Source organism: Streptomyces sp. NPDC101110 (assembly GCF_044759525.1).
In the GTDB taxonomy this organism is placed as follows: domain Bacteria; phylum Actinomycetota; class Actinomycetes; order Streptomycetales; family Streptomycetaceae; genus Streptomyces.
Window position 1 is genome coordinate 290,184 of sequence record NZ_JBIVZM010000004.1, and the last position, 26,925, is coordinate 317,108.

Here is a 26,925-nt window from a genome sequence, read left to right on the forward strand (position 1 = left end):
TGTGACAGGGCCTCTCACGGCTACTGCTTACCGCACAGCGAGACGACCTTCTGCTCTTCCTCCGAGAGGCTGGGGCCGGGGCTGGGGGTGGGTGCGGTCGTGGTCGGGGGCGTGGACTTCTCCGGGGCCGACGGTGAACCCGACGGGCTGGACGGGTTCGGCGTCGGTGTGGCCTTGGACGTGAAGGAGGCGGGAGTGGTTCCCGTGGTGCCCCCGGCCTCGCCTTCGCCGGTCTTGGAGTTGTTCTTGCTCTCGGCTTCGCGCCGCTGCGCCTCCTTCTTGCACGCGGAGGCCTGCACCGACAGTTCCTGGATCTTCGCCTGGGCGTTCTTCAGCCCGCCCTCGGGGATCGTCTCCTTGACCTGCTTCTGCTGGTAGGGCGGCAGGTACTTGAGTTCGATCTCGGGGTGGTCCTTCTCGACCTTCGAGAGCGAGACCCAGGCCAGGTCCTGGCTGATGCCCCGGTACAGGGCGACGTGCTCGTCCTCGGTGCCGACGTAGTACTGCGTCTGCGTCCAGCGGTAGCCGCCGTACAGACCGCCGCCGACGACGGCCAGAGCGAGCGCGCCGTAGAAGGATCTCTTCAGCCAGCGGCCCTTCTTGCGGCGGGGCTTGGTGAAGTCGTCGTCGCCGTAGTCGAAGCCGTCCGCCGGGATGTAACCGGTGGTGTCGCCGGAGCCGGGCGGGCCGAACTCGCCGCTGCCGCCGCCCCGTCCGTGCCGGCCGAGCCCGGAGGCGCGGCCCGCGGGGGTCTGCATGATGCCGTTGTCGTGCAGCTGGTGCTGGTTCTCGGCGACGGCGCCGACCACGACGGGGGTGTCGGACAGCTGTCCCGCGAGGGTGTCGCCGGTGTCGAGGTCGAGGACGTCGGCGATGATGACCGTGATGTTGTCCGGACCGCCGCCGCGCAGGGCCAGCTCGATCAGGTTCTGGACGGTCTCCTGGGGGCCCTGGTAGCTGGCGAGGGTGTCCTCCAGGGTCTGGTGGGACACCACGCCGGACAAGCCGTCGGAGCAGATCAGGTAGCGGTCGCCGGCGCGGACCTCGCGGATGGACAGGTCCGGCTCGACGTGGTCGCCCGATCCGAGGGCGCGCATCAGCAGCGAGCGCTGCGGGTGCGTGGTCGCCTCCTCCTCGGTGATCCGGCCCTCGTCGACCAGGCGCTGCACCCAGGTGTGGTCCTGGGTGATCTGTGTGAGGACGCCGTCGCGGAGCAGGTACGCGCGCGAGTCGCCGACGTGCACCATGCCGAGGCGCTGGCCCGTCCACAGCAGGGCGGTCAGGGTGGTGCCCATGCCCTCCAGCTGGGGGTCGTCCTCGACCATCGAGCGCAGCTGGTCGTTGGCGCGCTGCACCGCGGTGCCGAGCGAGGTGAGGAGGTCCGAGCCGGGGACGTCGTCGTCGAGGGCGACGATCGTGGAGATGGCCTCGGAGGAGGCGACCTCACCGGCCGCCGCGCCGCCCATGCCGTCGGCGATGGCGAGCAGGCGCGGGCCGGCGTATCCGGAGTCCTCGTTGCCCTCCCGGATCATGCCCTTGTGCGATCCGGCCGCGAAGCGCAGTGACAGACTCATGCGCACCTCGCCTGTCGGCTCCGGGTACAGCCGGTCGTGTCGAGCCACACTGCCCACCCTCCGGTCGGGAGCGCGCGGGGGGCCGGGGTGGGGCCCGCCACTGCGTGCTCGCTCCGCTCGCGCCTATCCATGATGTAGCACTACTTCCGCAGCTCGATGACGGTCTTGCCGATGCGGATCGGCGCGCCCAGCGCAATCGGTGTGGGAGTCGTCAGCCGGGACCGGTCCAGGTACGTGCCGTTGGTGGAGCCGAGGTCCTCGACGATCCACTGGCCGTCGCGGTCCGGATAGATCCTGGCATGGCGGCTGGAGGCGTAGTCGTCGTCCAGCACGATCGTCGAGTCGTGCGCCCGGCCCAGGGTGATGGTCTGGCCCTGGAGCGCGACCGTGGTGCCGGTGAGGGTGCCTTCGGTCACGACCAGCTTGGTGGGGGCGTTTCGGCCCCGGCGTCCGCCGGCGGGCTGCTGGCGCTGCTGCGGCGGCGCCTGGCGGGCGGCGGCCTGCTGCTGCCGGCCTGCCTCGCGGCGCGATCCGCGCTGCGTGACACGCGTACCGAACAGGTCGCTGCGGATGACCTGCACGGCCACGATCACGAACAGCCACAGTACGGCCAGGAAACCCAGCCGCATGACCGTGAGGGTCAGCTCTGACATTGCCCCCGCTTCACCCTTCGGCTTGCCGGTAAATGATGGTGGTGCTGCCCACGACGATCCGCGAGCCGTCGCGGAGCGTAGCGCGGGTGGTGTGCTGCCCGTCCACCACGATGCCGTTGGTGGATCCGAGATCCTGGATCGTCGAGGGCGTTCCGGTCCGGATCTCGCAGTGCCGACGCGAGACGCCGGGGTCGTCGATCCGCACGTCGGCGTCGGTGCTGCGGCCCATCACCAGCGTCGCGCGGGAGATCTGGTGGCGGGTGCCGTTGATCTCGATCCAGTGGCGGGTGCGTCCGCCGGCGGCCGGGGGCCGCTGGCCGCTCGCGGCGGGCGGGTAGCCGTAGCCGCCGGGGCGGCCGCCGGGCGGCGGCGCGGACGGCATGGGCGGGGCGCCGGAGGGCGCAGCGGACGGCGGGTAGCCGTAGCCACCGGGGCGTCCGCCCTGCGGGGCCGCGGGTGCGGCGGCGCCGCCTCCCGGGCCGCCCTGCTGGCTGCTGGAGGAGGCCAGCGTGCGGCTGCGCACCCGGTACAGGCCGGTGTCGAGGTCGTCCGCCTTCTCCAGGTGCACCTTGATCGGGCCCATGAAGGTGTAGCGCTGCTGCTTGGCGTAGTCGCGCACCATGCCGGCGAGCTCGTCGCCGAGCTGCCCGGAGTAGGGGCTGAGCCGCTCGAAGTCCGGAGTGCTCAGTTCGACGATGAAGTCGTTGGGGACGACCGTCCGGTCGCGGTTCCAGATGGTGGCGTTGTTGTCGCACTCACGCTGGAGAGCTCCCGCGATCTCCACGGGCTGGACCTCGGACTTGAACACCTTGGCGAAGGTGCCGTTGACCAGACCTTCGAGACGTTGCTCGAACTTCTTCAGGACTCCCATGGGGCACCTCCTCCTTGGCTGCCGTCCTGTGTACTGCCCTGCGGGCCGCTTGCCGGGTACTGCTGGTACTGCTTACTGATCGTATCCACGCGCCGCTCGATCGGCTGGTTCCCCCTGTCAGCCCCGCCGACGGGTGTCGACGCATGACGAAGTTCCCTGTGGAGCTCGTCTTCGAACTCCTCCGGTGGTACTGCTGCGCGTATCCGCCTCCGGTATGCCTGACAAGGATCGTAGAGGCGGCTGAAGACCAGTGTCCCGCACCTGACTGTGGACCCCGCCCCCTCCTGCGGAGACGGCGGGGACCGGTACGAGGTTGATACGTGAACCGGTACGGGTTGATACGTGACAGGGACATCGACGGTTCGGCAGGGGGGTCTGCCTGCGGGGATAAGGGATGTGAACCCACCCCTTCCAGCGTGCTAATGTTCTGGGTGTCGGAAGGCGCCCGCCCCAACGGGGCAGACGCCCAGGGCACACCCAATGCGCGGGTGGCGGAATAGGCAGACGCGCTGGATTCAGGTTCCAGTGCCCGCAAGGGCGTGGGGGTTCAACTCCCCCCTCGCGCACCGTCGGAACGGGCGGCATCGATCAGATGCCGCCCGTTCCTCTTTGTATGGGCTAAGACGCGGGGACCGTCGACGGCGGAGGCCGTCGGAGGTCCTGTTCGGGTGGATCTTCGGTTGTGCTTCCCAGGCCAGGGCCGGCTTGTGATGAAGGTCTCAGGGTTGGATGACGTAGCCCTTGGGAGTCCAGTTCCCCGGTGGCTTGGCCTTGCCCCGGTGGGTGTGCCGGTCGGTCGTCGTGGAGCGCGGGGGAGTCGGCCCAGGTTCTGAGCTTGCGGCGGTTGGCGTGGGCGAGCTGGAAGGTCAGCAGGAGGGTCTGGGCGGCGATGCCGCGGATCCGGCGGATGCCCGCGTCTTCGAGGCGTTCGGAGAGGGGGCGTTGGCACAGCCCTTGATGCCTTCGTTCCTGTTGCGCAGCCGGAGGCACATGACGCTGCCATGGACGCGTGCCTTGAGGGGCACTGGGTCCGGTTGTCCTCGGCCGGGCACGTCACGCGGCGGCGGCCCACGGCTTCGGGCTGATGCTTGCGCATGACTGTGCGCCAGTCGTCGACGGGATCACGCAGGCTGAGCTGCGCTGTGGTCCTGGCTCCCGTCCCGGTTGATTGTCAGGTAGTTCGACGGGCTGGGTCGAAGAAACGAATCAGCTGGTCAGCTCATTACTCCTTGATCACTCAAGTCGGTGAACCATTCCATCGACCAGAAACATGATCGCGGTATCGAAGTTTTTCCGGTCGGAGAGATTCTCCACTGGAAGGGGCTTGTTCATGTTCGCGCTCTGTCGATACAAACTCTTCATGGCTCTTGCCGCTGCGTGCGCTCTCGTGCTGACGAGTTCCTCGGTGGCGCAGGCCGGCGCTGTCGGATCGACTCCTGTTCGAACCTTCGATTACAGCGTTGGCGGCATGGCGATGAAGGTTCCGACCGGTTGCATGTTCACACACATCATCCGAGGCGGTGGGAAGAAGATCACCTATCAGAACGCCGGCGTCGACTGTGCTTTTGTCGCCGCGCTCGGCACCGGCTTCTGCAACTGGCGAATTGACTTCACCTACGCGAGCACCAACAACAAGACGTACAGGACCTCCCGGGGGCGAACGCATCCTGAGTGCAAGATCGATCCGATGCGGAGCAACTCTCCTCAGATGCTGCCTCGTTATGGAAAGGCGTGCGCGCATCTCCACGTCAACGGGGTGCGCCGAGTGAGCCAGTGTCACCACATCACGAAGTGAGCCGTTCATGATTGATCAACAGCAGGGGCGGGATCAGCGATGGGATGCGAGGCGCCGGTCGGCTGGGATCGCCGCATTCGTGGCGGGTCTCGTCGTGGCACTCGCCTTTTTCGCTTTCTTCCCTGGGCTTCCGCATGTCATCGACTGGGGGGCAATCGTCATTGCCGTTCTGGCAGGAGTGCTCGCCCGATGGGTCTGCCAGTCCTGGATGGGAAAAAGGAGTGGAGAGAGCAAGTGAACTCGGGAATAGCTGGGCGGGCATATAAACGGCACTCTGCCGGTACCGGAAGCGGACGCCTTGCGGGTGCTGGACGCGCGGAGCCTTTGAGCTCCTGACCTGCGTCCCGGGAAAACTGCGACAACAGCGCGGGAAACCGTCCACGCATCGGGCCCGTGGGGCGCGATCAGCATTCTTCGTGTATCCGGATGTGACGGTCCTCTCGGGACGGGTTCGGAGGCGTGGGCGGGGCGTGTGAGGAAGCTCTCAGGGTCGGTCGGCGGGGCCGTCCCCCAGGGTGCGCCCCGGTGTGAAGCGGTCCCGGACGGACGGGTCGTGGAGGAGACGGGGCGGGTAGCCGGGGCCGGTGCGGGCGCTCATGTCCCTCTGGTGAAGTACCTCGCCGCAGGCGGAGCAGATGACCCGGGCCTCGGTGTCGTGGCCGCAGGGCCGGTGGTGCAGGACCACGGGGGCGCCCGCGTCGTCCGCAAGCCAGCGGTCCCCCCAGGCGTTGATCGCGGCGAGCACACCGAAGAAGTCTCGGCCCTTGTCCGTGGGCAGGTACTCGTGACGGACCGGGTCGCTCTGGTAGACGCGCCTGTGCAGCAGGCCCTCGGCCTCCAGGCGCCGCAGCCGGTCGGTGAGGGTGTTGCGGGCGATGCCCAGGGTGTTGATGAAGCCGTCGAAACGGGATTCGCCGTAGAAGACCTCGCGCAGCACCAGGAGAGTCCAGGCGTCGCCCAGGATGTCGGCGGTGCGGGCGATCGAGCAGGGCCAGGTGCCGAACGAGGTCCGTCGCATGGGTTCACTGTAGAAGGCGGCCGCCACGCCGGTCTCATGATGAGATCGACCATCGCCGCCCGGACCGCTATGTGCGCATGCCCGCCAGTTCCGCCGGGCAGCGGCGCAGGGCGAGGGCCGCGGGCACCGTGGCGCAGACCACGGCCAGGAGGGCGCAGGCGGCCGCCGTCGCGCCGAGGGCCTGCCACGGGACGGTGACGGTGGGCGGCACCGACAGCAGGGCGAGCGCGGCCCCCATGCCGGCCAGGTTGACGCCGGTGACCAGCAGGCCGAGCAGCGCGCCGGCCGTGACGGCCGTCAGGGCCTCGGCCGCGGTCAGCCGCAGCACCTGCCGGCGGGTCGCTCCGGCCAGCCGCAGCACGGCCAGGTCACGGGCCTGGTCCGAGGCCGCCATGACCGTGGTGTTGGCCACGGAGATGCCCGTGTAGAGCAGGGCGATGCCGAGAACCAGGAGGAGGCCGAGGCGGGTGGTGCGGTTGGTCTCCGGCTGGACGGCGTGCAGCCATGCCTCCCGGGTGAGGACCCGGGCGCCTCCCGGACCGGCCGCCTCGCGCAGCGCGGTGGCCGCCGCTGCCGGGGCGGTGCCGTGCTCCAGGGCCACGTCCACGCGGTCGACCGTGGTGCCCGGGGCGTTGCGCGGGGTGACGTAGACGCCGTAGCCGCCCGTGCCGGTGGGCATCACGGCGGCGATGCGGAGGGTGCGCGCGGTTCCGTCGCCGAGCCAGACCCGGACGCGGTCGCCCACCCGGTGCCGTTCCCACTCCTCGTTGACGATGATCGAGTCGTCGTCGAGGTCGCTCACGCGGCCGGCCCCGAGCGGCAGGCGGGTGGTGGCCGCCAGATCGCTGGGGGTCGCGGCGCGGGCCTCGGAGCGGACCAGGGCGACCCCGTCCTCCAGCACGTGCACGGCCGTCGACGACGTCGGGGAGATCCGCGCGCCCGGCACGGCGCGCAGCCTGTCCAGGGCGGCGGCGTCGAAGCCCTGCCCGGCGGCGGGGGTGACGACGAAGTCTGCGGTGGTGCGTTCGCTCGTCTCGGTGGACTTCGCCCGGTTCAGGGTCGCGGTGGCGCCCAGGAGTGAACCGGCGAGCGCGACCGTGACCAGGACGGGGGCCGCGAGGGCGGCGGTGCGGCGTACGGCGGTGACGGTGTTCCCGCGGACCACGGTGCCCAGGGCCGAGGGCAGGCAGGTCAGCAGGCGCGTCAGCGGGCGCAGGACGAGGGGGGCGAGCAGGGCGGCCGCAGTGATCAGCAGCATGGGGCGGCTGATGTACGTCTTGCGGTGGAGCAGGTCGCCCGGGTCGGTGGTGAGGGAAAGGGTCAGGGTCACGGCGGCGACGAGCAGGAGGGCCGTGCCGCAGAGCAGGCGTCCCCGGGTGAGCGGTCCGCTGTCGGCGGCGGCCTCGCGCAAGGCCTCGGCGGGGGCGGTGCGGCCGGCCCGCCAGGAGGCCGCGGCCGCTCCGCACAGGGCGACGAACAGGCCCGTCCAGAACGCGGCGTGGTAGGGCCAGGTGTGCTCGCCGACGGTGAACCAGGCTGGGGCCAGGCCCTCTTCGACCACCCGGGCCGCCAGCAGCGGCGCCCCGTGGGAGCCCAGCGCGCAGCCGGCCACGGAGGCGAGCACGCCGACGGCGAGGGCCTCGGTGAGGACGGCCCGGCGCAGCTGAGCGGGACTGGCCCCGGCGGTGCGCAGCAGGGCGAACTCCCTGCGGCGCTGGGCGACCGCGAAGGCGAAGGTCGACGCCACGACGAACACGGACACGAACGCGGTGACGCCGCCGGCGGTGCCGAAGAGGGCGTTCATCGCGGTGAGCGCCTCACGGTCCCGGTCCGGGTCGGCGTCGGCGAGGCGGCGTGCCGTGCCGGTGAGGACCCGGGCGCTGTCGCCCACCGCCGCGCGTACGGACGCCGGGGCGGCCGTCACGACCAACTGGTCCGTCGCCGGGTGCAGTTGTGCGGCGCGGGTGTCCGTGAAGAACACGGCGTTCTCGAAGCCGCGCGAGGTCAGCGTGCCCACGACGCGTACGGTGCCCGCGTCGGTGTGGATCCGCCGGCCCGGGCGGGCCCAGTCGCCGGTGACGGTGACTTCGTCGGCCGCGCGGGGGGCGCGGCCGGTGGCGAGGTCGTACGGGGCGAACGCGGCGATGGACCAGGGGTGGCCCACCAGGCCCGCGGGTGCGCCGGGTGCGCGGACGGGGAACGAGCGGTCCTCGACGACCGGGCCCAGCGTCCGCAGCCGTGCGACGGTCGTGGCGGGTACGGAACGCGGGTGGGCGAGCCGGGACGCGCGCACGCCGATCGGAGTCGGTACGCGCAGGGTGTCCTGCCCCTTGACCACGACCGGCGCGGCGGCGAAGCGTTCGGGGGCGCGCTCCGGGGCGGTGAGCGTCGAGGCCAGGGCCAGGCCCATCACGGTGAGCAGGGCCACGCCCAGGCAGAGCGCGACGAAGCTGCCGGTGAAGGTGGCCCAGCGGGCGCGCAGGGTGTGCAGGGTGACGCTCAGCACGGCACGGCCTCCAGGCGGGTCATGCGGCCGGCGATGGTTTCGGCGTCGGCGCCCGTCAACTCGCCGCTCACACGGCCGTCGACGAGGAAGACGACACGGTCGGCGTACGCGGCGGCCACCGGGTCGTGCGTGACCATGACGACCGTCTGGCCCTCTCGGTCGACCATGCCGCGCAGCAGGCCGAGCACCTCACGGCCGGTGCGGGTGTCCAGGGCGCCGGTCGGTTCGTCGCCGAACAGCACGTCGGGCCGGGTGATCAATGCGCGGGCCAGGGCGACGCGTTGCTGCTGGCCGCCGGAGAGCTGGGCCGGCCGGTGCCGGGCCCGGTCCGCGAGCCCGACCTGACCGAGCGCCTCGCGCACCCGGGCCGTGGGGACGCGGCGGCCGGCCAGGCGCAGGGGCAGGGCCACGTTCTGCTCGGCGGTCAGTGAGGGCAGCAGATTGAACGCCTGGAAGACGAACCCGACGCGTTCGCGCCGCAGCAGGGTCAGCCGCCGTTCGCTCAGCCCGGTCAGCTCGGTGCCGCCCACGGTGACCGACCCGGAGGTGGGCCGGTCCAGGCCGGCCGCGCACTGGAGCAGCGTGGACTTGCCGGAGCCGGAAGGGCCCATGACGGCGGTGAAGGTCCCGGCGGGGAACGCGAGCGAGACCGCGTCGAGTGCGGTCAGGGGCCCGTATTTCCGGGTGAGCGAGTCCAGCCGGACGGCGTCGTGTGTCATGGGTTCCCCCTGGTGTCGGTGTGGCTTCCACGAAACCGGGCGGGGCGGGCCGGCGCACTGCGGCAGGGCCTAGACCCGGGGTAGGGCCAGGCATACCCCCGGGCCTCTGCCTGCGCCCATGGCCACGGCACAGGGCGGCTCCTACGGTGATCCGCATGCATCCTCGGAACGTGTGGCAGGCCCTGTCCCGCCCCGGCTACCTGCTGTCGGCGTGGCCCTGGCGGTCGGCGGCCTACCTGCTCACCGGCGCGGTCACGGGCATGGTCGTGCTGGTGGGCATCGTGCTGGGGCTGGCGGCCGGCGGGGTGCTCGCGCTCGCCCTGGTGGGGCTGCCGCTGCTGCTCGGGGCGGCCCTGGCGGGGATCCCGGTGGCGGCCCTGGAGCGGTACCGGCTGCGGCTGGTCGACGAGGAGCCGGCGCCCGACCCGCACGAGGAGCCCGCGGAGCCGGGTTTGCGGGCCTGGCTGGTGACGCGGTTGCGGGAGCGGGCCACCTGGCGGGAGCTGGGCCACGCCCTGCTGTTCGCGGGGCTGCTGTGGCCGGCGGACACCCTGGCGTTCGCCGTCCTGCTGCTCGGGCCGCTGTCGGTGGTGGCGACGCCGTTGCAGCTGGCCCGCTTCGGTGAGGCGAAGGTCCTCAAGGTGTGGCTGGTCACCGGCTGGCCGGCTGCCGTCGGCTGGGCTGTGCTCGGGCTGGTGCTGCTGGCCCTGGGCGGCTGTCTGCTGGGTGTCGTGGCCGGGGCCCGGGCCGGGCTGGCCCGGCTGCTGATCGCGCCGCGGGAGGCCGAGCTGGGGGCCCGCGTGGTCGAACTGGCCCGCTCCCGGGTGCGGTTGGTGGACGCCTTCGAGGCGGAGCGGCGGCGGATCGAGCGCGATCTGCACGACGGGGCGCAGCAGCGGCTCGTCGCCCTGACGATGACGCTCGGGCTGGCGCGCCTCGACGCCCCGCCCGGCCCGCTCGCCGACCAGCTCGCCAAGGCGCACCAAGAGGCGGGAACGGCCCTCGAGGAGCTGCGCGAACTCATCCACGGCATCCACCCCAAGGTCCTCGCCGACTACGGTCTGGAAGCGGCGGTGGCCGACGCGGCCGACCGATCGGCCGTGCCCGTGGACGTCGACCTGGAGCTGCCCGGACGGCTCTCCCCGGCGGTCGAGGCCGCCGCGTACTTCGTGGTGTGCGAGGCGCTCGCCAACGTGGGCAGGCACAGCGGGGCCGGCCGGGCGGAGGTCAGCGGGGAGCACCGCGACGGGCGGCTGCTGCTGCGGGTGCGCGACGACGGGCGCGGCGGGGCGCGGGCCGGGGAGGGCAGCGGGCTGACCGGGCTCGCCGACCGGGTGTCGGTGCTCGATGGCAGACTTTCCCTGTCCAGTCCGCCCGGCGGACCGACCCTGCTGTGTGTGGAGATCCCTTGTGACCCTGCGAGTTGAGCGCCCGCTGCGGGTCGTCCTGGCGGAGGACAGCGTCCTGCTGCGGGACGGGCTCGTCGGACTGCTGGAGCGCTGTGGGCACGAGGTCGTCGCGGCCGTGGGGGACGCCGGTGCGCTGGTCGCGGCCGTCGCGGAGCACGACCCGGACGTGGTCGTGACGGACGTGCGGATGCCGCCCGGGTTCCAGGACGAGGGCCTGCACGCGGCGGTGCGGCTGCGACAGGAGCGGCCCACGCTGCCCGTGCTGGTCCTCAGCCAGTACGTGCAGCGCCGGTATGCCGCCGAGCTGCTGGACTCCGGCGACGGCACGGGCGTCGGCTATCTGCTCAAGGACCGCGTCGGCCAGGTCGAGGAGTTCGTCGAGGCGCTCGGCAAGGTGGCGGAGGGCGGCACGGTCGTCGACCCCGAGGTCGTACGGCAGTTGCTGCGCCGCCGCCGCGACCCGCTGGAGCGGCTCACCCCGCGCGAGCGGGAGGTGCTGGCGCTGATCGCCGAGGGCAGGTCCAACAGCGCCATCGCCCGCGAACTGGTCGTCTCCGAGGCGGCCGTGGGCAAGCACGTCTCCGGCATCCTCACCAAGCTGGATCTGCCCCCGGCCGACGCCACGCACCGCCGGGTGCTGGCCGTGCTGGCGTATCTGCGGTCCTGACGGGTGCTTCCGCGGGGCTGACAGGGCGTGCGATTAGGTCCGAAGGGGCGGACCCGGGGATCTGACGGGGTGGATCCGGGAGCCCGACGGGGCGGACCCGGGGCCCGACGGGGCGGATCCGAGAACCTGAAGGGGGGCGGATAAGCGGGACTGACGGGTCAACAGCACCGCTCATAGAGTGCAGGCATGACGCTGCAACTTGTTCAGGTGAACTTCAAGGCCCGGGACGACTCGGCGCTCGGCCGGTTCTGGGCGGAGGTGCTCGGCTGGGGCGTTTCCAGCGAGGGCCCCGGGGTCACCAACCTGGAACCGGTGGGCTTCGACTGGCCGGACCCGTCCGCCGTCTGCGTCGATCTCGTCCGCGTCCCGGACCCGGAGTCGGTGCGGTACCGCGTCCACCTCGAACTCGCCACCACCTCGGACGCCCATCAGGCGGAGCTGGTCGCACGCCTGAAGGACCTCGGGGCGACGCCCGTCGACCCGGGTCGGGGCGATGTGCCGTGGACGACGCTGGCCGACCCGGAGGGCAACGTGTTCAGCGTCCTGGAGCCACGGGAGCTCTACCGCGACACCGGGCCCATCGCCGCCGTGGTCGTCGACTGCGCCGACCCGCGGGCCATGGTCCGGTTCTGGGGAGAGGCGATCGACTGGACCGTCCATGAACTGACCGACGACCGCGCCCTGCTGCGCTCCGCCGAGGGTGTCGGGCCGTACCTGGAGTTTCGCCGCACGCCGGACGACCGGGTCGTCACCAGCCGCGTCCACCTCGACGTCAGGCCCGACCCGGTCGAGGACCAGGCCAAGGAGGTCGCCCGGCTCGAAGGGCTCGGCGCGACCCGGGCCGATGTGGGGCAGGGCGACGTCCCCTGGGTCGTCCTGGCCGACCCGGAGGGCAACGAGTTCTGCGTGCTCGGCCGGGGCTGACGGGGACTGCGTCCGGTCTTTCACTCGGCGGCACGGCAGTGCGCACCCGTACGGGACGACCCCGAGGAACCCCCCCCAAGAGCCGTGCGTGGTGCGCACGTTGTATTAAAACCAGCGAGTTGGTTTCATTGCGTCGCCATCAGAGCCCTGCAGGGGAGCCACGGGTGACCAAACAGGACCGGGCCGTCCGGACCCGTCTCGCGCTGATCCGTTCCGCGGCCGAGCAGTTCGAGGCCCGGGGATACGTCCGGGCAGGTCTGGCGCAGATCAGCGCGGGCGCCGGCGTCAGCTCCGGGGCGCTGCACTTCCACTTCGCCAACAAGGCCGCCGTCGCCGAGGCCGTCGAGCACGCGGCCGTCGGCGCCCTGCGCGAGGCGGCGGGATACGGCCGGGACGCCGGCGGCAGCGCCCTGCAGCGGCTCGTGGACGTCACCCACCACGTCGCCCGGCTGCTGTGCGCCGACGTGGTGGTGCGGGCCGGTCTGCGGCTGAACGCCGAGGGGTACGGCGGGGGGACGAGGGACCTGCGCCGCGAGTGGCGTGAGTGCGTGCAGGGGCTGCTGGCCGAGGCGGAGGGACGGGGCGAACTCGCCGCCGGTGTGACGCCGCAGCGCACCGGCGCCGTAGTCCTCGCCGCCACGACCGGCATCGAGGTCCTGGCCAGGCAGGACCGCGGCTGGCTCGCCCGGCCCTCGCTGACCGACCTGTGGCACCTGCTGCTGCCGTGCCTGGCGGCACCGCGCCTGGCCGGAGCGCTGGACCCGGCGGGGAGCGGATCGGCGGCGAGTGGATCGGCGGCGAATGGATCGCCGGTGAGCGGGTCGGCGGGGAGTGAGCCGGTGGCTTGTAGGTCAGAGGCCGGACGGTCGGCGGAAGCGGGGCCGGTGGGGAGCGGGGCGGACGATCCGGACTCTCCGGGCGTCCGGGCGCAGGCGTGCGGTGTGGGGCTCGCGCTGTGGTAGGGATGCGCCCCCCGGCCGAGCACGCCGCCGAGCCGTGACCAAAACAAACCGGATGGCAAGTTTTTCGGGCCGGCTGATCGCAGGATGGTCTCCCAGTCTCTGGACCGAGGAGCGATGAGCCATGACTCAGCCCGCCTGCCCCTTCCTGTCGATCGACCCGTCCGGTCAGGACCTCTACGGCGAGATATCCCGCATCCGTGCCCAGGGCCCGGCCGTGGAGGTCGAACTCCCCGGCGGCGTACGGGCGTGGTGGATCAACGGCCTGGAGCTGAACAAGCGGCTCCTGGCCGGCCCCGAGACGAGCAAGGACGCCTTCCAGCACTGGCCGGCCTGGATCAACGGGGACATCTCCCGTACCTGGCCGCTCGCCATCTGGGTCTCGGTGCGCAACATGGTCACCGCCTACGGCTCCGACCACAGCCGGCTGCGCAAACCGATGGCCGCCGCCTTCACCAAACGCCGCGTCGAGGCGCTGCTGCCGCGCGTCCGGCAGATCGTCGACCAGGCACTGGACGCACTGGAACGCGTCCCGGAAGGCGAAGTCGTGGATCTGCGGGCGGCGTTCGCGGCGCCCGTCCCGCACGAGGTGGTGTGCGAACTCTTCGGCGTACCGCGCGGCGAGGACGGCCCGCGCGCGGACCTCTACCGCATCATCAACCGCTTCTTCGACACGGCCATCTCCCTGGAGGACGCGCAGGCCAACGCCGTCGACCTCTACGGCACGCTGACGGCGTTCCTCCAGCACAAGCGCGAGCACCCGGCCGACGACCTGACGACGGCGCTGATCGCCGCGCACGACCAAGGTGCCCTGAGTGAGCAGGAGTTGATGGACAACCTGATCCTGCTGCTCACCGCGGGTTTCGAGACGACGGTCAACCTCATCGACAACACCGTGCACAGTCTGCTCGCCCACCCCGAGCAACTCGACCTCGTCCGCTCCGGCCGGGCGACCTGGGAGGACGCCCTGGAGGAGTCGCTGCGCTTCGAGGCGCCGGGTGCCATGTCGGGGCTGCGCTACGCCGTGGAGGACATCGAGATCGAGCCGGGCCTGACCATCCCCGAGGGCGACCCGCTGGTGGTCTCCTTCGCCGGTGCCGGGCGCGACCCCGAGCGGCACGGGCCCGACGCCGACCGGTTCGACATCACCCGCGGCACCAGCCGCGACCACGTGTCCTTCGGCCACGGGGTGCACCACTGCCTGGGCCGGCCCCTGGCCATGGCCGAGGCGACCGTGGCCCTGACGTCGCTGTTCGCACGCTTCCCGCGGCTGGCCCTGGCCGATCCGTCGCGCCCGCCGCAGCGGCTGCGGTCCATCATCTCCACCGGCCACCAGGAACTGCCGGTCCTGTTGCACGGCAGGCGCCCCGGCTCGCGACCGGAGTCCGAGCGGGAGCCGGAGGCGGCGCCGGAATGATCAGGAGACCTTCCGGCCCTGGAGGAAAGCGCGGTACCAGGGCACCGCGCGGGGGAAGCCGACCGTGAACCCCTCACCGGGCGAGCAGTCGAAGGCCTTCCAGAACGTGTCGTCCACGAACCAGTGGTCGACCGTGAGCATGCCGAGGTGATGCAGGGCGAGCGGTGACCCGGCGGCCCGGTCGAGGGCGGTGGCGACGTCCACGGCCGCGCCGCCGCCGGGCTCCCCGAGCTCCCGGGACACGGCCTCCAGCAGGTCCGGAACAGCCACCGGCTCGGGATGGCCGACGTGGTGCACACCGCCGCCGGATGCCGGGGAGAGCGCGGCGGCCACCACGGCACGGCCCAGGGTGTCGGCGTCGATCATCGACTGAAGTGCCTCGCAGCCGGTCAGGGTGGCCGACAGCTCTTTCATCAGCCCCACCAGCCCGGGGATCACCCACCGGTCGCCCTCGCCGTACACGAGGTGCGGGCGCAGCACCAGGCCGCCGGCGTCGAGGACGTACCGTTCGGCGGCGGCCCGGGTGCGGCTGGTGGGCGAGGCGGGCGCGATCGGCGCCTCCCCGGGGCGCACGCCGCGGAAGGGGCCCCGGCCGTGCACGGCGGCCGTACTGACGTACACGATCCGGCGCACTCCGGCGCGCACGGCCTCCTCGACCAGGGCCCGGGTGCCGTGGTCGTTGACCGCCTCGACGGTCTCGGCGTCGCCGCCGACCCGCGTGGCGCAGTGCACCAGGACGTCGGTGTCGGCGCAGACGCCGCGCAAGGAGGGCGGGGCGCAGAGGTCGCCGTGCACGTACTCGGGCCCGGGCGGTGCGTGCCGGGACAACAGGCGCACGCGGACGCCCGGTTGCCGCTTCGCGGTGGCGGCGACCCGGCCGCCGACGAAGCCGGTCGCGCCGGTGATCAGAATCTTGAGCGTCACGGCAGGGACCGTACCCGCGCGGGGCGGGTTGAGGTCAGGTCGGCGGTGAAGACCGGCTCGCCGTCCTGCCGCCCCGACACCCGTACGGTCACCTCCCCGGGGCGCTGGTCGAGAACCTCGGTCTCGATCCGGCACGGGCTGTTCAGTTCGGCGTAGCGGGCGAATTCCGCCGTCATCCTGAGCGGCAGGAACGGGTGCAGGCCCGATGCGGCGGTCGCGGCCTGGCGGGCCGCCTCGAACAGGACCATGCCGGGGACGTGGTCGTTGGGGCGCGGGAAGAGCACCGGGTGACCGGTGTCGACGCGCAGGTCGAAGACGCCGGGGCGGTCGCCGGGAGCGAGGACGACGTCCTCGGCGCGGGCCCGGCCCGCGGTCCGCGGCGCGATGCCCGCCGGGAGCGGCACCGGTATGTCCAGGGCGTGCAGCCTGCCCGCGCGCAGCCGGCGGTAGGCGCGCGGTGGGGTGCAGCCGGTGCTTCCGGTGCCGCGGGCGACGAGTCGTCCCGCGCGGCGGAACTCCATCGTGGTCCGCATGCTGCGCAGCCCGCGGCCGCGGCGGCGGATCTCGGAGCACACGACGTCGAACTCGACGGGTTCGGCGGCGTCCGCGAGCAGGAGCGCGGCCGGGTCGACGTGGACCGTCATGTCCCACATGACGAAGTGCGTGTCGGCCGGGGCACCGAACTCGGCGTGCGCGAGCACCATCGAGGCCTGCCGCAACGTTTCGCCCACGACCATCGGGTCCTGGTGACGGTCGTCCACGGGGCCGAAGAAGCGGTGGTCGGCCGGCCAGTGCCCCGTGAAGTGGAAGCGGCTGTCGGAGATTCGCGTCCACCGGGTGGGGAAGACGTCCGTCTCAGCGGTGCGATGGGCGAGTTCCGTGGTGACGACGCCGGTGTGGGAGCGGGGGGTGGGGAGTTCGGTGACGGGGGTTTCGGTGATGGGGGGTTCGGTGACGGGGATCTGTGGTGCGGACCGGCCGTCGGCAGGGGGCGCGGACCGTGGTGGGCGGGCTTCGGTGGTGGGGCGTGCCGCGGTGGCCGGGGTGGTGCGGGTCGATGACATGGGCTCGTTCGTTGCTGAGGGGGCCGAAGGGGCCGAGAGGGCTGACGGGGGTGTGCCGGTCGCTGCCGGGATCGCCGGTGCCCGCCGCTCTCGGAGGGCGGTGTGCTGTGGCGTGTTCTCGACGGTCGTAGCCGTTGCGTTTGCCGGACTGCCCTCATGTCCGGTCTGATCCTCCGTGAGTGGGCTTAAAGGCCCTGTCTGCGGCATGAGAACCCCCAGGATCGGCTGCCTGGCCGCGGTCGACGCCTGACTAAGATACGGACGAGCCGGTTTTTTTCAAAGGGTGAGCCAAGCCGCTGGAACAGGCTCTCGCGCCCTCGCCACACAGCGACTTCACAGGGATCGACGGAGATCAGGAGGCATCCGATGGCGCGACAGGAGCGCGCGATCCGCACCCGGCGGACCATCCTGGAGGCGGCAGCGGCCGTCTTCGACGAACGCGGCTACACCTCGGCGACCATCGGCGAGATCCTGGACCGGGCCGGCGTCACCAAGGGCGCACTGTACTTCCACTTCGGTTCCAAGGAGGAGCTGGCGGTGGGGGTGTTCGAGGAGCAGCTCGCGATCACGCTCCCGCCGCAGACCAGCAAGCTCCAGGAACTCGTCGACTCCGGTCTGGTGATGGCCCGCCGCCTGCGGTCCGAACCGCTGGTACGGGCCAGTGTGGGGCTCGCCCTCGACCAGGGGGCCATGGACCTCGACCGCACCCCGGCCTTCCGGATGTGGATCGACCAGAACACGCAGATGCTGACCGAGGCGAAAGCGCGGGGCGAACTGCTCCAGCACGTCGACGTGGCGGAGACGGCCGAGCTGCTGGTCGGGAGCTTCTCCGGGGTGCAGCTGCTGTCCCAGCTGCGCTGCCAGCGGCAGGATCTGGAGCGCCGGGTCGTGGTGCTGTTCGAGCACTTCCTGCCCAGCATCACGGTGCCGGCGGTGCTGGCCAGGCTCGACATCTCGGTGGAGCGGGCCGAGCGGGTGCTGGCGCAGGTGCTGACGGAGGAGGGCGCGGCCGTGCCGGCCCGGGCCGCCGTGCCCGCGCAGACGACCGTGGCTTCGGGGGCTTGAGCACGGCCGCGAGGCCCGGTGCTGCTCGGCTCGGTGCTGCCTGGGCCGGTGCTGCTCGGGCCGGAGCGGTCCGGCCTCGCTGGGTGCGGTCCGGCTCGGTGCCGTCCGGCTCGGCGGGGGCTGTCCACAGTCGTGGAGTTGTCCACAGGGTCTGACGCGTTTCGGCCGCCGGTTGTACGGTCGGCACGAGTTGATGTTCGTGCGCGTGCGGGGGAGGCGGTCGGGATGACCAGGGCTGGAGCTCAGGACGAGAGCGGGAGCACGGCGAAAGGCGGGGCACCGCGCAGGCTGCCCCGGGTACGCGGCTTCGCCGAGTGGCCGGCCGCCGGTTCGCCCAAGGACGAGGGCAAGGCCCTGCGCAAGCGGATCCCCCGCAGCGCCCACGCCTCGCTCGACCTGGACGCCTCCCGGCCCGGCGCGGTGAGCGCCGTCGAGGAATCGGGCCGCGGGCGGCTGCCCGAGCTGACCCCGATCCGGGTCGGGCGCATGGCCGCCAACCCGTTCGCGTTCCTGCGCGGCTCGGCGGGACTCATGGCGTACGACCTCGCGCGCACGCCGATGACGAGAATCCGGGCCCAGCTCTGCGGCGACGCCCACGCGGCCAACTTCGGCCTGTACGGCGACGCCCGCGGCGGGCTGGTCATCGACCTGAACGACTTCGACGAGACGGTGCCCGGCCCGTGGGAGTGGGACCTCAAGCGCCTCGCGGCCTCCCTGGTGCTCGCGGGCCGGGTGGCGGGCGCCGACGAGGACCAGTGCCGCAAGGCGGCGTACGACGCGGCGGGCGCCTACCGCAGAACCATGCGGCTCCTGGCCAGGCTCCCGGTCCTGGACGCGTGGAACGCCATCGCGGACGAGGAGCTCGTCTCCCACACCGACGCCCATGATCTGCTCGGCACGCTGGAGCGGGTCGCCGAGAAGGCCCGCCACAACACCAGCGGCCGCTTCGCCGCCAAGTCGACCGAGGCCACCGAGGACGGCGGGCGCCGCTTCGTCGACGCTCCACCGGTGCTGCGGCGCGTCCCGGACGCCGAGGCCGCGGCGGTGGCGGCGTCCCTGGAGGAGTACGTCGGCACGCTGCAGGAGGACCGGCTGCCACTCCTCGCCCGGCACGCGGTGCAGGACGTGGCGTTCCGCGTCGTCGGCACGGGCAGCGTCGGCACCCGGTCCTACGTCGTGCTGCTCCTGGACCACCGGGGCGAGCCGCTGGTGCTCCAGGTGAAGGAGGCGCGGGCGTCGGCGCTGGTGCCGCATCTGGCGACGGCCGGTTTCGAGACGCCGGAGTCCGGCCATGAGGGCCGGAGGGTCGTGCTGGGCCAGAAGCGGATGCAGGTCGTCAGCGACAACCTGCTGGGCTGGACGACGGTCGACGGCTTGCCCTTCCAGGTCCGCCAGTTCCGCAACCGCAAGGGCAGCGTCGATCCGGCCGCCCTGGCCACCGACCAGCTGGACGACTACGGCCGCATGACCGGCGCCCTCCTGGCCAGGGCGCACGCGCACAGCGCCGATCCGCGGCTCATCGCCGGGTACTGCGGGAAGAACGAGGAGCTGGACGAGGCGATGGCGGCCTTCGCCGTGACCTACGCGGACCGGACGGAGGCGGACCACGCGGATCTGCTGGCCGGGGTGAAGGCGGGGAAGGTGGCGGCGGAGCTGGGGGTGTAGGGGCGCCACGGCCGACGGGCGAGTCTCGGTGCAGGGGTGCAGGGGTGCAGGGGTGCAGGGGTGCAGGGGCGCGGGGGCGCGGGACGCACCTGGCCGTGGTTTGGGCCGTTCGTCTCCGGGGCGTGGGCGCGGTCGGTGCGTCGCCTAGGCTGGTCGGGTGACGACCCCGGAAGCTGAGCAGGATGGTGGCGACGCCGCACGGCCCGAGGCGCGGCTGGAGCGGGCCGTGCGGGCCGCGGAGCAGGCGTTGATCGAGTACGAGATCGCCGTGGAGACCTTCCGCGTCGAGGTCGAGAACTTCTCCCGGCTGCACGAACAGAAGCTCGGCCCGCTGTACGCCCGGCTCGAGGAGCTGGACGCCCGGATCCTGGAGGCCAGAGCCGCCCGCAGCGGCGACCCCGCGGACCGGCAGCGGGCGGAGGAGGCCAGGGCGCGGCTCGCCCCCATCCCCGGCGTCGAGGAACTGCTGCACGGCTGGATGGACGGCGACGGTCTGTTCGCCGAGGCGTCGGCGATGCTCACGGACCAGCCGGTCCGGCCCCCGCAGCGGGTCCGCCCCAGCGAGGAGGCCCGCAAGCTGTACCGGGACCTGGCCCGAAAGGCCCACCCGGACCTGGCGCAGGAGGAGAAGGAACGCCGCCGGCGCGAGGAGTTCATCACACGGGTCAACGCGGCCTACGCCCGCGGAGACGAGAAGGAGCTGCGGGAACTCGCCGCGGAATGGGCCGAGGGACCCCAGCTGAAACGGGGACCGAGCCGCGCCGAGGAGCTCTATGCCCGCCTGGAGTGGCTCGCCCAGCGCAAGGAACTGCTCGGGCTGCTCGCCCGGGAACTGGAGGACAGCGCCATCGGCCACATGCTGCAGCTGGCCCCGGACGACCCGGACCGGCTCCTGGACGAGATCGGGCAGGGGCTGCTCGCCCAGGTCACCGAGCGGGAGACGGAGCTGGCCACGCTGCTCGGCGAGGGCGAGGGTCAGGGCCAGGGTTAGGGCCAGGGCCAGGGCCGGGGAGTAGGGGGCCGTGGCTGTGGCCAGGGCCCGGGTCGGCGAGAGCGGCAGGGCTGAGCCGTGCCCGGGCCGGTGTTGCGGCCGGTTCCGGTAGCGTCGGGCGTATGAGTTTTGGAGCTGGTGTGCCCACGGTCGCGGTCGCGGACCTCAAGGACGGTGACTTCCTGCTGGACGTCCGGGAGGACGACGAGTGGAAGGCCGGCCACGCCGCAGGGGCGCTGCACATCCCGATCAGCGAGTTCGTCGCCCGGTACGGCGAGCTGACCGAGGCCGCCCCGCAGGACGGCCGCGTCCATGTGATCTGCCGTTCGGGCGGCCGGTCCGCCCAGGTCACGATGTACCTGGCCCAGCAGGGCGTCGACGCCGTGAACGTGGACGGCGGCATGCAGGTGTGGGAGGCGGCGGGCCGTCCCGTCGTGACGGACGACGGGCAGCAGGGGTTCGTCCTCTAGGGCCCGTTGACCGGGGACTCTGGGGCCCGTCGACCGGGGACTCCAGAACCCGCCGACCGGCGACTCCCGACGAGGGATTCCCGACTAAGGGCGCCCGTCCAGAGACTCCCGACGGCGACGGCCGACCGGGGACGGCCGACCGGTGACCCCGCATGGGCCCCCGGCGGACCCGGCTGTCGGGTCAGGCGGGCGGATGGGCCGCCAGCAGGTCGCCCAGGGCCTCCTCGTGTGCCGCGGCCGGGCCGAGTGACAGTTCCAGGTGCTTGGCCCAGGCGTGGTAGCGGTGCAGGGGATAGTCCACGTCGGCGCCGAACCCGCCGTGCAGGTGCTGCGCGGTCTGCACGACCCGGCGGACGCCCTCCGCCGCCCAGATCTTGGCCACGGCCACGTCTCCGGCGGCGGGCAGCGGGCCCGGCGCCCCCGAGGCGATGCGCCATGCGGCCTGCCACAGCGTGGCCTCCATCGCGCGCAGGTCGATGTAGCGGTCGGCGGCCTGCACGGCGACGGCCTGGAAGGTCGCGATCGGGAACCCGAACTGCTCCCGCTTGCCCGTGTACTCCCCGGTCATCCGCAGCACGCGTTCCCCGAGTCCGAGCGCCAGCGCGCACGTGCCGGTGGCCAGCAGGTCCCGCAGCCACTCCCATGCCCCGTCGGCGTCGATGACGTCCCGGGACGCGAGCCGTGCCGACTCCAGCCGCAGCTCCCCGAGCCGTTCGCCGCTGGTGGAGAACTGCTCCGCGAGCCGCACGCCCTCGTGCCCGCGCGGCACCAGGGCCAGTACGGTCCGGCCGGTCCCGGTGTGCGCGGGGACGAGCGTGACGTCCGCGTCGTAGGCCCACGGCACCGCCGTCTGCACCCCGTCCAGCACCCAGTCCCCGCCGTCCTGCCGGGCGGTCACGGACTGTTCGGCCGGGTCGTGGCCGGTGCGGCCGTGCGCGGCGACGGTCAGCACGGTCTCTCCCCGGCCGGCCCGGGCGAGCAGGTCCGCCCTCACCTCCTCCCCGCCGAAGGCCTGGACGGTCGCGGCTGCCGCACTGCTCTCCAGCAGGGGCACCCTGGCCAGTACCCGCGCCGACTCCCGCAGCACCAGGCACAGTGCGATGGCGTCCAGGCCGGCCCCGCCGTACCGCGCGTCGAGCAGCAGGCTCAGCAGGTCGGCTTCGGCGAGCCTGGCCCACAGGGCGCGGTCGTAGGTCTCGGCGACGGCGCCCGGGGTGAGAGCCGGGCTGGGCACGGCGTCGGGGGCGACCCCGGCGAACACGCCCTTCGCCGCCTCGGCCGCCGCCTGCTGCTCCTCGGTGAAGGTGAAGTCCACGGTGCCTGTCCTCCCGGCGGGTCCCGATGAGCTGACGGGGCGTCAAGATAGAACAGGTTCTAGAAGAAGGGAATGGGTGTACGGGCGGGCACCGTAGGGTGTCACTCCCGTCGGCGACCGGCCGGGGCGCCCTGTGGATAACCTGCGGGGGTCCCCTGTGGACCACGGGGACGGCGGCTCCCGGATGGTCGCCCGCGCCGTACGGTCATCCTCCGTGGTGTGGCGACGGCCACTGCGGGAGGGGCGGGCAGGGGCTGTGCGCGGGTGGGTGTCCTGAGTACCGTGCCGGTGCCGATGCCGCGCGGTGCAGCGCGGGCGGTACGACGCCCTCGCGACCGGGCGGACGGAACGACGGACCGGGATCGTGGAACGGGGCGGAATGGACGCGTACGACGAGGGCTCGAGCGCCCGGCACGGCCCGGACGCGCCGGGCCCCCCGACCCCGCCCCAGCGACAGCCGGTGCCGGCCGGTCCGCCCGTGCCGTGCCCGCCCGGTGAACCCAGTACCGGCGTCGCCGCGCTCTCCCTGCCTTACCAGGTCGGTGTCGCCCTGGCCCTCGCGGTGGTCGCCATCGGGGTGTGTGTGCATCTAGGGATGACGTTCCTGCACGTCGCGCCGGCGAACACGGTCACCAGGGCGCACGGCAAGGCCGTCGACGACTGGATCTATCCGGAGTTCGAGCAGAACTGGAAGCTCTTCGCTCCGAACCCGCTCCAGCAGAACATCTCGATCCAGGTCCGCGCCGGGGTTCGCGGGCCGGACGGCATGACGCTGACCACTGGCTGGTACGACCTGTCCGCCGAGGACGGCAGGGCCATCGACGGCAACCTGCTGCCCAGCCACACCCAGCAGAACGAGCTGCGCCGGGCCTGGGACTTCTTCGTCGCGACGCATGACGGCGAGAACCGCCCGGTGGGGCTGCGGGGTGCGCTCTCGGAGACTTATCTGCGCCGGATCATGGTGTTGCGCCTCACCGAGGACGACGCGGTGCGGGCCGCGACCGGGGGCGCCGGGGTGATCGAACGGGTGCAGGTGCGTTCCCGGACCAGCAACGTGCCGCCGCCCTCGTGGAGCCGGGAGAAGGTCTCCACGACACCGTCCTACCGGGAGCTGCCGTGGTGGAAGGTGCCGCGGGACGAGGCCGAGGGAGGAATGCGGTGAACCGCTTCTCGCTGGCCGTCTCGGGCGGCATCGCCCGGGTCACCGAGGCCGCCCTGGGCCCCTGTCAGACGGCCGTCGTCCGCATCGGCTTCAGCGCCACCTGGCTGCTGTTCCTGCTCCGCGAACTCCCCCACCGGCACGAGCTGTACGGTCCCGACGGCCCCTGGAGCTGGGATCTCGCCCAGCAGCTGGTCGGCTCCAACGGCTCCTTCACCGTCCTGATGTGGTCGGACGGCCGGGTCTGGTTCGAGATCGTCTACGCGCTCGCGGTCCTCTCCGGCGCTCTGCTGATGCTGGGCTGGCGCACCCGCACCATGTCGGTGCTGTTCATGGTCGGCGTGCTGTCGCTGCAGAACCGCAGCGTCTTCATGGGCGACGGCGGCGACAATGTGCTGCACCTGATGTCGATCTACCTGGTGTTCACGCGCTGCGCCCAGGTGTGGTCGCTGGACGCCCGGCGGGCCGTGCGGGACAGGGCGGCCCGCGCGCGGGGCGAGCGGGTCACGGACCGGACCGGGCCGGTGCTGTGGGGCGTGCTCGGGTTCGTGCTGGTCGCGGTCACCCTGGCCGGCCGCATGCAGGGGGACCGGCTCATACCGGTCCTGTTGTGGACGGTGTGGGTGGTGCTGGGCCTGTGGTGGCTGGTGGGACGCCGGGCCGGGACCGGTGAGCCGCGGATCCTGCTGGACGTCGTCGCGAACATCGCGCACAACGGCGCGCTGCTCGTGATCATGGCCGAGGCGTGCCTGATCTACGCGACAGCGGGCTGGTACAAGGTCCAGGGCTCTCGCTGGCAGGACGGCACGGCGGTCTACTACCCGCTCCACCTGGAGTACTTCTCGCCCTGGCCGGCGCTCGCGGACTTGCTGTCGGCCAGCGGCACGATGGTGATGCTGGTGACCTACGGGACGGTCCTCGTGCAGGTCGCCTTTCCGTTCACGCTGTTCAACCGGCGAGTGAAGAACGTCCTGCTGGCCGTCATGATGACCGAGCACGCCGTGATCGCCGTGGTCCTCGGGCTGCCGTTCTTCTCGCTGGCGATGATCGCGGCGGACGCGGTGTTCCTGCCGACGGGCTTCCTGCGCCGCCTGGGCGGCCGGGCGGTCCGCGCGCGGGACCGGCTGCGGCGGGGCGGGCGTACGGAGCTGCCCGGGCAGCGCACCCGCGAGAGCCCGGAGGCCACGCACGTAGGCTTCGGGGCATGACCGACCCCGTGACCACCTGGCGACGGCTCGCCGGTGACACCGTCCTGCTCGACGGGTTCCACGCCCTCAAGCACGCGCTGCGCTTCGGTGCCGAGGTGCCGCTGGCGGTCACGGCCGACCGGGCGGCGGCGCTGGGCCTCGCCGACGCGCTGGCCCCGGACGTGCGGGACGCGCTGGCCGGGTTGCTGGCTGAGGTGCCGCACGAGACGTACGCGTCGCTCGTGCCGCGCCCGCATCCCACGGCCGTGGCCGCCCTCGCCGTACGGCCGACCCGGGCCTCCAATGTGGAGAAGCTCGCGTGGATGCCCCGCGCGGCCCCGGTCGTGGTCCTGGACAACCCCCGCAACCTGGGCAACGCGGGCGCGGTGATCCGTCTGGCCGCCGGTCTGGGGGCGACCGGCGTGGTGACGACCGGGACGCTCGACCCCTGGCACCCGACGGTCGTGCGGGGCGGGGCGGGGCTGCACTTCGCGACGACCGTGGAGCGGCTGGCCGTCGACGAACTGCCGCCGGGCCCGCTGTTCGCCCTGGACCCGGAGGGCGACGACATCCGGGGGGTGAAGCTCCCGGACGACGCCGTCCTCGCGTTCGGCTCCGAGCGCACCGGACTGTCGGGCGAACTGCGCACCCGGGCCGACCACCTGCTGTCCCTGCCGATGCGCCCTCAGGTCAGCAGCTACAACCTGGCGACCAGTGTGGCGATGACGCTGTACCACTGGAGCCTCGGAGCGCCCCTCTAGAAGCGCCCTCGGGGCACCCGTACAGGCGCGCGGGGACCTGCGCGGGCAACCACAACGCACCGGTCACCCGCGCGAGGACGAGCACCCCCGAGCTCCTAGGCCTCCCTGCGCACCTCGACCACCCGGAACCGGTTGGCCACGAACGCCCCGTCACACAGCGCCGCACTGGCCGCCGGGTTGCCGCCGGACCCGTGGAAGTCGGAGAACGCGGCCGTCTGGTTCACGTACACCCCGCCCGTGAGGTTCAGCGACAGCTGCGCCGCCTCCTCCAGGCAGACCTCCTGCACGGCCTGCTCGACCTCCGGGTCGGTCGTGTACGCCCCGACGGTCATCGCGCCCTTCTCACGGACGGTCCGCCGCAGCAGCTCCGCCGCGTCCGCCGCGGAGTCGACGGCCACGGCGAAGGACACCGGTCCGAAGCACTCGCTCATGTACGCGGCCTCGTCGTCCGGCTTGGCCCCGTCCAGCTTGACGATCACCGGCGTGCGGACGACGGCCCCGGGGAAGTCCGGGTTGGTGATCTCGCGGGAGGCCAGGGCGACCTCGCCCAGCCCCGCGGCGGCCTCCAGGCGGGCCTTCACGTCCGGGTTGACGATCGCGCCGAGCAGGGCGTTCGCCCGGGCGTCGTCGCCGAGCAGCCCGTCCACGGCCCGGGCGAGGTCCGCGACGAACTCGTCGTAGGACTTGGGGCCCTGGTCCGTGGTGATGCCGTCGCGGGGGACCAGCAGGTTCTGCGGGGTGGTGCACATCTGGCCGCTGTACAGGGACAGCGAGAAGGCCAGGTTGGAGAGCATGCCCTTGTAGTCGGACGTGGAGTGGACGACGACGGTGTTGACGCCGGCCTTCTCCGTGTAGACCTGGGCCTGGCGGGCGTTGGCCTCCAGCCAGTCGCCGAACTCGGTCGAGCCCGTGTAGTCGATGATGCGGATCTCGGGGCGCAGCGCGAGCGTCTTGGCGATGCCCTCGCCGGGGCGCTCGGCGGCCAGCGCCACCAGGTTCGGGTCGAAGCCGGTCTCCGCGAGCACCTCGCGCGCGACCTGGACCGTGAGGGCGAGCGGCAGCACCGCGCGCGGGTGGGGCTTGACCAGGACCGCGTTGCCCGTGGCGAGGGAGGCGAACAGGCCCGGGTAGCCGTTCCACGTCGGGAAGGTGTTGCAGCCGACCATCAGGGCGATGCCGCGCGGGACCGGCGTGAACTGCTTGTTCATGGCCAGGGGGTCGCGCTTGCCCTGCGGCTTGGTCCACTCGGCGTTGTCGGGCGTGCGCACCTGCTCCACATAGGCGTAGGCCACCGCCTCCAGGCCGCGGTCCTGCGCGTGCGGCCCGCCCGCCTGGAACGCCATCATGAACGCCTGGCCGGAGGTGTGCATGACCGCGTGCGCGAACTCGTGCGTGCGGTCGCTGATGCGCTTGAGGATCTCCAGGCAGACCACCGCGCGCTGCTCGGCGCCCGCGTCCCGCCAGGCGCGCTGGCCGGCCTTCATGGCGGGCAGCAGCACGTCGAGGTCCGCGTGCGGGTACGTCACGCCCAGGTCGACGCCGTACGGGGACGTCTCGCCGCCCACCCAGTCGTCCGTGCCCGGCTGGCCGAGGTCGAGGCGGGAGCCGAGCAGGGCGTCGAAGGCGGCCTTGCCCGCCGCCGCGTCCAGGCTGCCGTTCTCCCCGTAGGCCTTGGGGTGCTCGGGGTGCGGGGACCAGTAGGCGCGCGTGCGGATCGCTTCCAGCGCCTGGTCGAGGGTGGACCGGTGCCGGGCGATCAGCTCGTGCGCCGAGAGTGCGGCGGTCATGGATGACCAACTCCTCGTCTCAAGA

General features: G+C 72.5%; 23 protein-coding genes and 1 tRNA gene. 14 read left to right on the plus strand and 10 right to left on the minus strand.

Annotated elements, in window-relative coordinates:
- Positions 1–20: 20 nt before the first annotated feature.
- The 3 genes from ACIQU3_RS10660 to ACIQU3_RS10670 all read right to left on the minus strand — a co-directional run bounded on the left by ACIQU3_RS10660 (position 21) and on the right by ACIQU3_RS10670 (position 3,098).
- The gene (locus ACIQU3_RS10660; protein ID WP_403741908.1) at positions 21–1,574 is read right to left on the minus strand and encodes a Stp1/IreP family PP2C-type Ser/Thr phosphatase; all 1,554 of its coding nucleotides are present in this window, start codon (positions 1,572–1,574) and stop codon (positions 21–23) included.
- Positions 1,575–1,714: 140 nt separating this feature from the next.
- The gene (locus tag ACIQU3_RS10665) at positions 1,715–2,227 is read right to left on the minus strand and encodes an FHA domain-containing protein (RefSeq protein ID WP_033309926.1); all 513 of its coding nucleotides are present in this window, start codon (positions 2,225–2,227) and stop codon (positions 1,715–1,717) included.
- Between the two features lie 10 nt (positions 2,228–2,237).
- A complete protein-coding gene (locus tag ACIQU3_RS10670) occupies positions 2,238–3,098 on the minus strand; it encodes an FhaA domain-containing protein (protein WP_403741912.1) in 861 nt (286 codons plus the stop codon).
- Between the two features lie 482 nt (positions 3,099–3,580).
- Here ACIQU3_RS10670 and ACIQU3_RS10675 point away from each other — a divergent pair.
- Together ACIQU3_RS10675 and ACIQU3_RS10680 are read left to right on the plus strand one after the other, a co-directional pair.
- Positions 3,581–3,664 (plus strand) — tRNA-Leu (locus ACIQU3_RS10675).
- A 794-nt stretch (positions 3,665–4,458) separates the two neighbouring features.
- Positions 4,459–4,893: a hypothetical protein gene (locus ACIQU3_RS10680; RefSeq protein ID WP_403741915.1), complete on the plus strand. Its 435-nt coding sequence runs from the start codon at positions 4,459–4,461 to the stop codon at positions 4,891–4,893.
- Between the two features lie 484 nt (positions 4,894–5,377).
- Here the strand turns inward: ACIQU3_RS10680 and ACIQU3_RS10685 are convergent, their stop codons facing one another.
- The 3 genes from ACIQU3_RS10685 to ACIQU3_RS10695 all read right to left on the minus strand — a co-directional run bounded on the left by ACIQU3_RS10685 (position 5,378) and on the right by ACIQU3_RS10695 (position 9,136).
- Positions 5,378–5,911, minus strand: a complete 534-nt coding sequence (locus ACIQU3_RS10685; RefSeq protein WP_403741919.1) for a winged helix-turn-helix transcriptional regulator — start codon at positions 5,909–5,911, stop codon at positions 5,378–5,380.
- A gap of 67 nt (positions 5,912–5,978) precedes the next feature.
- Positions 5,979–8,417 carry an FtsX-like permease family protein gene (locus ACIQU3_RS10690; protein ID WP_403924422.1) on the minus strand — a complete coding sequence of 813 codons (2,439 nt, stop codon included), beginning with the start codon at positions 8,415–8,417 and terminating at the stop codon, positions 5,979–5,981.
- A complete protein-coding gene (locus ACIQU3_RS10695; RefSeq protein ID WP_403741925.1) occupies positions 8,411–9,136 on the minus strand; it encodes an ABC transporter ATP-binding protein in 726 nt (241 codons plus the stop codon). Before ACIQU3_RS10695 ends, ACIQU3_RS10690 begins: the two co-directional genes overlap by 7 nt.
- Positions 9,137–9,291: 155 nt before the next feature.
- Here ACIQU3_RS10695 and ACIQU3_RS10700 point away from each other — a divergent pair, with 155 nt between their 5' ends.
- From ACIQU3_RS10700 to ACIQU3_RS10720, 5 genes are all read left to right on the plus strand, one after another.
- A complete protein-coding gene (locus ACIQU3_RS10700; protein ID WP_403924425.1) occupies positions 9,292–10,563 on the plus strand; it encodes a sensor histidine kinase in 1,272 nt (423 codons plus the stop codon).
- The gene (locus ACIQU3_RS10705; RefSeq protein ID WP_403924706.1) at positions 10,553–11,212 is read left to right on the plus strand and encodes a response regulator; all 660 of its coding nucleotides are present in this window, start codon (positions 10,553–10,555) and stop codon (positions 11,210–11,212) included. Before ACIQU3_RS10700 ends, ACIQU3_RS10705 begins: the two co-directional genes overlap by 11 nt.
- A gap of 186 nt (positions 11,213–11,398) precedes the next feature.
- Positions 11,399–12,136: a VOC family protein gene (locus ACIQU3_RS10710; protein ID WP_403924428.1), complete on the plus strand. Its 738-nt coding sequence runs from the start codon at positions 11,399–11,401 to the stop codon at positions 12,134–12,136.
- A gap of 164 nt (positions 12,137–12,300) precedes the next feature.
- Positions 12,301–13,098: a ScbR family autoregulator-binding transcription factor gene (locus ACIQU3_RS10715; protein ID WP_403924431.1), complete on the plus strand. Its 798-nt coding sequence runs from the start codon at positions 12,301–12,303 to the stop codon at positions 13,096–13,098.
- Between the two features lie 121 nt (positions 13,099–13,219).
- Positions 13,220–14,512 carry a cytochrome P450 gene (locus tag ACIQU3_RS10720; protein WP_403924434.1) on the plus strand — a complete coding sequence of 431 codons (1,293 nt, stop codon included), beginning with the start codon at positions 13,220–13,222 and terminating at the stop codon, positions 14,510–14,512.
- Here ACIQU3_RS10720 and ACIQU3_RS10725 read toward each other — a convergent pair whose 3' ends face one another.
- Entirely contained in the window at positions 14,513–15,436 is a 924-nt protein-coding gene (locus ACIQU3_RS10725; protein WP_403741941.1) for an NAD-dependent epimerase/dehydratase family protein, read from the minus strand.
- Positions 15,433–16,500, minus strand: coding sequence for a ScbA/BarX family gamma-butyrolactone biosynthesis protein (locus ACIQU3_RS10730; protein ID WP_403741944.1), 1,068 nt, complete (start codon positions 16,498–16,500; stop codon positions 15,433–15,435). Before ACIQU3_RS10730 ends, ACIQU3_RS10725 begins: the two co-directional genes overlap by 4 nt.
- A 366-nt stretch (positions 16,501–16,866) precedes the next feature.
- Here ACIQU3_RS10730 and ACIQU3_RS10735 point away from each other — a divergent pair, with 366 nt between their 5' ends.
- The 4 genes from ACIQU3_RS10735 to ACIQU3_RS10750 all read left to right on the plus strand — a co-directional run bounded on the left by ACIQU3_RS10735 (position 16,867) and on the right by ACIQU3_RS10750 (position 20,691).
- Positions 16,867–17,565, plus strand: a complete 699-nt coding sequence (locus tag ACIQU3_RS10735) for a ScbR family autoregulator-binding transcription factor (protein ID WP_366716904.1) — start codon at positions 16,867–16,869, stop codon at positions 17,563–17,565.
- 225 nt (positions 17,566–17,790) lie between these two features.
- Positions 17,791–19,230: a DUF2252 domain-containing protein gene (locus ACIQU3_RS10740; RefSeq protein WP_403924437.1), complete on the plus strand. Its 1,440-nt coding sequence runs from the start codon at positions 17,791–17,793 to the stop codon at positions 19,228–19,230.
- Positions 19,231–19,387: 157 nt separating this feature from the next.
- Positions 19,388–20,221: a hypothetical protein gene (locus ACIQU3_RS10745; RefSeq protein ID WP_403741951.1), complete on the plus strand. Its 834-nt coding sequence runs from the start codon at positions 19,388–19,390 to the stop codon at positions 20,219–20,221.
- Positions 20,222–20,361: 140 nt separating this feature from the next.
- Positions 20,362–20,691, plus strand: a complete 330-nt coding sequence (locus ACIQU3_RS10750) for a rhodanese-like domain-containing protein (RefSeq protein ID WP_053670196.1) — start codon at positions 20,362–20,364, stop codon at positions 20,689–20,691.
- A 181-nt stretch (positions 20,692–20,872) separates the two neighbouring features.
- Here ACIQU3_RS10750 and ACIQU3_RS10755 read toward each other — a convergent pair whose 3' ends face one another.
- The gene (locus tag ACIQU3_RS10755; RefSeq protein WP_403741956.1) at positions 20,873–22,006 is read right to left on the minus strand and encodes an acyl-CoA dehydrogenase family protein; all 1,134 of its coding nucleotides are present in this window, start codon (positions 22,004–22,006) and stop codon (positions 20,873–20,875) included.
- Between the two features lie 379 nt (positions 22,007–22,385).
- On the opposite strand from ACIQU3_RS10755, the gene ACIQU3_RS10760 reads away from it, so the two are divergent.
- From ACIQU3_RS10760 to ACIQU3_RS10770, 3 genes are read left to right on the plus strand one after another with little or no spacing between them, the layout of a single operon-like run.
- Complete coding sequence (locus ACIQU3_RS10760) at positions 22,386–23,168, plus strand: DUF5819 family protein (RefSeq protein WP_403924709.1); 783 nt, start codon at positions 22,386–22,388, stop codon at positions 23,166–23,168.
- Positions 23,165–24,373 (plus strand): HTTM domain-containing protein, encoded by a 1,209-nt coding sequence (locus ACIQU3_RS10765; RefSeq protein ID WP_403741958.1) that lies wholly within the window; start codon positions 23,165–23,167, stop codon positions 24,371–24,373. The genes ACIQU3_RS10760 and ACIQU3_RS10765 overlap by 4 nt, the downstream gene beginning before the upstream one ends.
- A complete protein-coding gene (locus ACIQU3_RS10770) occupies positions 24,370–25,113 on the plus strand; it encodes a TrmH family RNA methyltransferase (protein WP_403741960.1) in 744 nt (247 codons plus the stop codon). Before ACIQU3_RS10765 ends, ACIQU3_RS10770 begins: the two co-directional genes overlap by 4 nt.
- A 95-nt stretch (positions 25,114–25,208) precedes the next feature.
- On the opposite strand, the gene paaN is transcribed toward ACIQU3_RS10770, so the two are convergent.
- A complete protein-coding gene (gene paaN / locus ACIQU3_RS10775; protein ID WP_403741963.1) occupies positions 25,209–26,900 on the minus strand; it encodes a phenylacetic acid degradation protein PaaN in 1,692 nt (563 codons plus the stop codon).
- Positions 26,901–26,925: the final 25 nt, after the last annotated feature.

Excerpts from the sequence above, each read along its gene's own strand:
- ACIQU3_RS10660 (WP_403741908.1), bottom strand. The coding sequence starts at position 1,574 with ATGAGTCTGTCACTGCGCTTCGCGGCCGGATCGCACAAGGGCATGATC.
- ACIQU3_RS10665 (WP_033309926.1), bottom strand. The coding sequence starts at position 2,227 with ATGTCAGAGCTGACCCTCACGGTCATGCGGCTGGGTTTCCTGGCCGTA.
- ACIQU3_RS10670 (WP_403741912.1), bottom strand. The coding sequence starts at position 3,098 with ATGGGAGTCCTGAAGAAGTTCGAGCAACGTCTCGAAGGTCTGGTCAAC.
- ACIQU3_RS10680 (WP_403741915.1), top strand. The coding sequence starts at position 4,459 with ATGGCTCTTGCCGCTGCGTGCGCTCTCGTGCTGACGAGTTCCTCGGTG.
- ACIQU3_RS10685 (WP_403741919.1), bottom strand. The coding sequence starts at position 5,911 with ATGCGACGGACCTCGTTCGGCACCTGGCCCTGCTCGATCGCCCGCACC.
- ACIQU3_RS10695 (WP_403741925.1), bottom strand. The coding sequence starts at position 9,136 with ATGACACACGACGCCGTCCGGCTGGACTCGCTCACCCGGAAATACGGG.
- ACIQU3_RS10700 (WP_403924425.1), top strand. The coding sequence starts at position 9,292 with ATGCATCCTCGGAACGTGTGGCAGGCCCTGTCCCGCCCCGGCTACCTG.
- ACIQU3_RS10710 (WP_403924428.1), top strand. The coding sequence starts at position 11,399 with ATGACGCTGCAACTTGTTCAGGTGAACTTCAAGGCCCGGGACGACTCG.
- ACIQU3_RS10720 (WP_403924434.1), top strand. The coding sequence starts at position 13,220 with ATGACTCAGCCCGCCTGCCCCTTCCTGTCGATCGACCCGTCCGGTCAG.
- ACIQU3_RS10730 (WP_403741944.1), bottom strand. The coding sequence starts at position 16,500 with ATGTCATCGACCCGCACCACCCCGGCCACCGCGGCACGCCCCACCACC.
- ACIQU3_RS10735 (WP_366716904.1), top strand. The coding sequence starts at position 16,867 with ATGGCGCGACAGGAGCGCGCGATCCGCACCCGGCGGACCATCCTGGAG.
- ACIQU3_RS10740 (WP_403924437.1), top strand. The coding sequence starts at position 17,791 with ATGACCAGGGCTGGAGCTCAGGACGAGAGCGGGAGCACGGCGAAAGGC.
- ACIQU3_RS10760 (WP_403924709.1), top strand. The coding sequence starts at position 22,386 with ATGGACGCGTACGACGAGGGCTCGAGCGCCCGGCACGGCCCGGACGCG.
- ACIQU3_RS10770 (WP_403741960.1), top strand. The coding sequence starts at position 24,370 with ATGACCGACCCCGTGACCACCTGGCGACGGCTCGCCGGTGACACCGTC.
- paaN (WP_403741963.1), bottom strand. The coding sequence starts at position 26,900 with ATGACCGCCGCACTCTCGGCGCACGAGCTGATCGCCCGGCACCGGTCC.